5 protein-coding genes are annotated in these 3,540 nt (G+C 65.6%); 2 read left to right on the top strand and 3 right to left on the bottom strand.

Annotation, left to right across the window (positions count from 1 at the left end; genetic code table 11):
• Nucleotides 1-149 precede the first annotated feature (149 nt).
• Both hemL and thiE read right to left on the bottom strand, forming a co-directional pair.
• Nucleotides 150-1,433 (bottom strand): glutamate-1-semialdehyde 2,1-aminomutase, encoded by a 1,284-nt coding sequence (gene hemL / locus ACZ6YI_RS21785; RefSeq protein WP_465780438.1) that lies wholly within the window; start codon nucleotides 1,431-1,433, stop codon nucleotides 150-152.
• Complete coding sequence (thiE, locus tag ACZ6YI_RS21780) at nucleotides 1,430-2,080, bottom strand: thiamine phosphate synthase (protein ID WP_465780437.1); 651 nt, start codon at nucleotides 2,078-2,080, stop codon at nucleotides 1,430-1,432. The genes hemL and thiE overlap by 4 nt, the downstream gene beginning before the upstream one ends.
• Before the next feature lie 92 nt (nucleotides 2,081-2,172).
• Here thiE and ACZ6YI_RS21775 point away from each other — a divergent pair, with 92 nt between their 5' ends.
• The gene (locus ACZ6YI_RS21775) at nucleotides 2,173-2,364 is read left to right on the top strand and encodes a rubredoxin (protein WP_440327596.1); all 192 of its coding nucleotides are present in this window, start codon (nucleotides 2,173-2,175) and stop codon (nucleotides 2,362-2,364) included.
• A 188-nt stretch (nucleotides 2,365-2,552) separates the two neighbouring features.
• Nucleotides 2,553-2,723, top strand: a complete 171-nt coding sequence (locus ACZ6YI_RS21770; protein WP_465780436.1) for a hypothetical protein — start codon at nucleotides 2,553-2,555, stop codon at nucleotides 2,721-2,723.
• Between the two features lie 2 nt (nucleotides 2,724-2,725).
• Here the strand turns inward: ACZ6YI_RS21770 and ACZ6YI_RS21765 are convergent, their stop codons facing one another.
• Nucleotides 2,726-3,169: a DUF192 domain-containing protein gene (locus ACZ6YI_RS21765; protein WP_465780435.1), complete on the bottom strand. Its 444-nt coding sequence runs from the start codon at nucleotides 3,167-3,169 to the stop codon at nucleotides 2,726-2,728.
• Nucleotides 3,170-3,540 lie beyond the last annotated feature (371 nt).

The following is a 3,540-nucleotide window of genomic DNA, read 5'->3' as shown; positions in this document are numbered from 1 at the left end:
TGCGGCGGCGCCTCGCGGTGCCTTTATGCTCGGTTGACGCGCCTTGCGGGTGGCGGGGGGGGGGGGGGGGGGGGGCGGGGGGGGCGGGGGGGGGGGCCCCCCCCCCCCCCCCCCCCCCCCCCCCCCCCGCTCCCACAAGGGTTTATCCGTTACTTCTTTAGCGTCGCAAACACCGCATCAGCCGTAGCAATCGTCTCATCGATGATCGCATCGCTATGCGCACTCGACACAAACCCGGCTTCGAACGCCGACGGTGCCAGGTATACCCCACGCTCCAGCATGCCGTGGAAGAAGCGGTTGAACGAAGCGACATCCGCCGCCGTCGCCTGCGCGTACGTCTCCACCGTTTCGCCGGTGAAGAACAGACCGAACATCGCACCGACGCGCGTCACGCTGAAAGGAATGCCGTGCTTCTTCGCTGCCGCAGCGATGCCGTCGGTGAGCTTCACCGTGCGCTTCGCCAGGTCCTCGTAGAACCCCGGCGCCTGGATCAGCTCGAGCATCGCAAGGCCGGCAGCCATCGCCACCGGGTTACCGGAGAGCGTGCCGGCCTGGTAGACCGGGCCCGCCGGCGCCACCTGTTCCATGAGGTCGCGACGGCCACCGTACGCACCCACCGGCATGCCGCCACCGATCACCTTGCCGAAGCAGGTCAGGTCCGGCGTGATGCCGTAATGCGCCTGCGCGCCGCCGAGCGCCACGCGGAAGCCGGTCATCACTTCGTCGAAGATCAGCAGCGCACCATGCGCCGTGCACAGTTCGCGCAGCGCCTCGAGGTAGCCTTCCTTCGGCGGGATGCAGTTCATGTTGCCGGCGACCGGCTCGATGATCAGGCCGGCGATATCGGCGCCGTGCTCGGCGAACAGCGCCTGCGCAGCGTTGATGTCGTTGTAGGGCAGGGTGAGCGTGAGGTCCGCCGCCGCCTTCGGCACGCCCGGCGAGGTCGGCACGCCGAAGGTGAGCGCACCGGAACCGGCCTTCACCAGGAAGCTGTCGCCGTGGCCGTGGTAGCAGCCTTCGAACTTCACGATCTTGTTCCGGCCCGTGGCGCCACGCGCCAGGCGGATCGCTGACATCGTGGCCTCGGTGCCCGAGTTCACCATGCGGACCATATCCACGGACGGGATCAGCTTCACGATGGTCTCGGCCATGGTGACCTCGGCCGGGGAGGGCGTGCCGAAGCTCAGGCCATCCTGCGCGGCCTTGACCACGGCATCGCGCACGGCGGGGTGGTTATGGCCGGCGATCATCGGGCCCCAGGAGCCGACGTAATCGATGTAGCGCTTGCCTTCCACGTCCCACAGGTACGGGCCGTCGGCGCGCGCGGTGAAGAACGGCTCGCCGCCCACCGATTTGAAGGCGCGCACGGGCGAGTTCACGCCGCCGGGCATCAGCTGGCGGGCGCGGTCGAAGAGGTCGTGGTTCGTGGTCATTGAATGATTCCGGGGCGTGCGTCGAAAAGGTCGGCGAAGCGGCGCGTGGCGGCCTGGATATCGGGGGCAGCGAAGATCGCCGACACCACCGCGATGAAATCCGCGCCCGCCGCGATCACCGAACGCGCATTGTCGGGCGTGAGGCCGCCGATAGCCACGACGGGGAGGCCAAGCTGGCTGGCCTGCGTCAATACGTCGTGGGTGGTGACCGGCGCGTGCGGCTTGGTGGTCGAGGGGTACATCGCGCCGAAGCCGAGGTAATCCGCGCCCTCGTCGCGCATCTGCTTCGCCCGCTCGAGCGAGCCATAGCACGAGGTGCCGATGATCGCGTCGGGGCCCAGGATGGCGCGCGCCTCGGCGATCGAGACGTCCTGGACGCCGAGATGCACGCCCGCGGCACCGCATTCCTTTGCCAGCGCCACATCGTCGTTGATGATCAGCGCCACGTCGTGGCGGGCGCACAGCGTCGCCAGCTCGGCGGCCTCCTGGCTGCGCCGCGCTGTATCGGTCGTCTTGTCGCGGTACTGGAGCAGGCGCGCACCACCGGCCAGGGCCGCCTCCACGGCCGCGAACAGGTCATCGCGCGGGCCGTCGGTAATGGCGTACACGCCCTTGCCGCGGAGTCGGGATCGGAGGAGGGTGCTCATGGGTGTCCTTCACATAGGGGCGCCCCGCGCTATCGCGGTCACGCCGGGGATGACAGAATGCGGGACTTACCAGTGAACCAGTACGACACGCTATGAGCAACCAGACCGAAACCACCCTGCGCAAATGGATGTGCGTCGTCTGCGGCTTTATCTACGACGAAGCGCTGGGCCTGCCGGATGAAGGCATCGAGCCGGGCACACGCTGGGAAGATATCCCCGACACCTGGACCTGCCCCGACTGCGGTGTGACCAAGGACGACTTCGAAATGGTCGAACTCGACTAACAGCTCCTCCTGTGGGAGCGCGCTCGCGCGCGATCCCCGGCCCCTGGGCCGGGGGGAAGTCCGCCGAACCCCTCCCCAGCGCACGCCCCCGCCACCATTCCGCCCCAATCCGCCACGCGGACGGCAGAAAACCCTGCTTCCATGATCCCAAGGCCCCGCAACGTGGCCGATTCGAGGAGGAAGCAGCCATGCAGCAATTCATTCCCTTTGAAGACCAGTGGGACGAACTGGCGGCCATGGTGCCGTGCCAGGCCGCGGCCGTGCTCGCGCCGCTACCCCGCCCCGATGCCGCGGTTGCCCGCGGTGGCAGCTGTTTCGACGGCGAAGACCTGTTCGCCGGCTGGCCCGAAGCGGCCTGACCTTATTGCGGGGCGGCGGGCGTGCCGGTGATCGTCAGCTCGTCGCCCTGCTTCAGCTGCAACTGCGCCGCCGTGCCGGCGTTGAGCTCCAGCACATACCGGGCGGGCAGGTTCCCGCTGGGATAGATGGCGCAGGGATCCGACTCGCATGGCTGGGCATTGAGCTGCATGGCCACGAGCTTGCGGGCGCTGTCGAAGTAGAGGATGTCGAGCGGGATGAGCGTGTTCTTCATCCAGAACGCGCGTGGCGCATCGTCGGCGAAGATGAAGAGCATGCTGTGGTCCGCATCCATGTGCTTGCGGTCCATCAGGCCGTGCTCGCGCTGCGCGTTGGTGGTCGCGAATTCGGTGGAGAAGGTCTTCCCGTGCAGCGTGACCGATGGGGTCTGTGCGAAGGTGGCCCAGGGCGTCGCGAAAAGCACCGCGGCGAGCATCCATGTCTTCATCGATTTACTCCTTATTAGTGTGGGGGGAGCGATGAGTCTATCGCGCCAGATTTTTTCAAAAAAATGTCGCAAAACCCCTTCACAGATCGCTCATCCGACCCTATACTTTCCTTCTGGTCGCGAACAAAGCAGCCCACGCGACAGTTCTTCGCTTCACCAACCACTTCAAAAAATGTTTCACGAAGTAGTTGACGGAAACGAAAAACGATATAGAATGGGCGGCTCACTCAGGACGAAATGTCCTGAAGCGGAAAACGAAATGTTCCCGCTAAGTGATTGATCTTTGACAGTGTGCGCAGGTGAATTGTGTGGACGCCTTGCGATGGGTTGACGATGTCAAACCAAATGCAAGTGTCCCACTAGAAAGAAAG

The organism is Luteibacter sp. NPDC104163 (assembly GCF_055584245.1).
The sequence above is the reverse complement of the archived record's forward strand: the minus strand, read 5'-3'. Positions and strand labels throughout refer to the sequence as shown.

Excerpts from the sequence above, each read along its gene's own strand:
- hemL (WP_465780438.1), bottom strand. The coding sequence starts at position 1,433 with ATGACCACGAACCACGACCTCTTCGACCGCGCCCGCCAGCTGATGCCC.
- thiE (WP_465780437.1), bottom strand. The coding sequence starts at position 2,080 with ATGAGCACCCTCCTCCGATCCCGACTCCGCGGCAAGGGCGTGTACGCC.
- ACZ6YI_RS21775 (WP_440327596.1), top strand. The coding sequence starts at position 2,173 with ATGAGCAACCAGACCGAAACCACCCTGCGCAAATGGATGTGCGTCGTC.
- ACZ6YI_RS21770 (WP_465780436.1), top strand. The coding sequence starts at position 2,553 with ATGCAGCAATTCATTCCCTTTGAAGACCAGTGGGACGAACTGGCGGCC.
- ACZ6YI_RS21765 (WP_465780435.1), bottom strand. The coding sequence starts at position 3,169 with ATGAAGACATGGATGCTCGCCGCGGTGCTTTTCGCGACGCCCTGGGCC.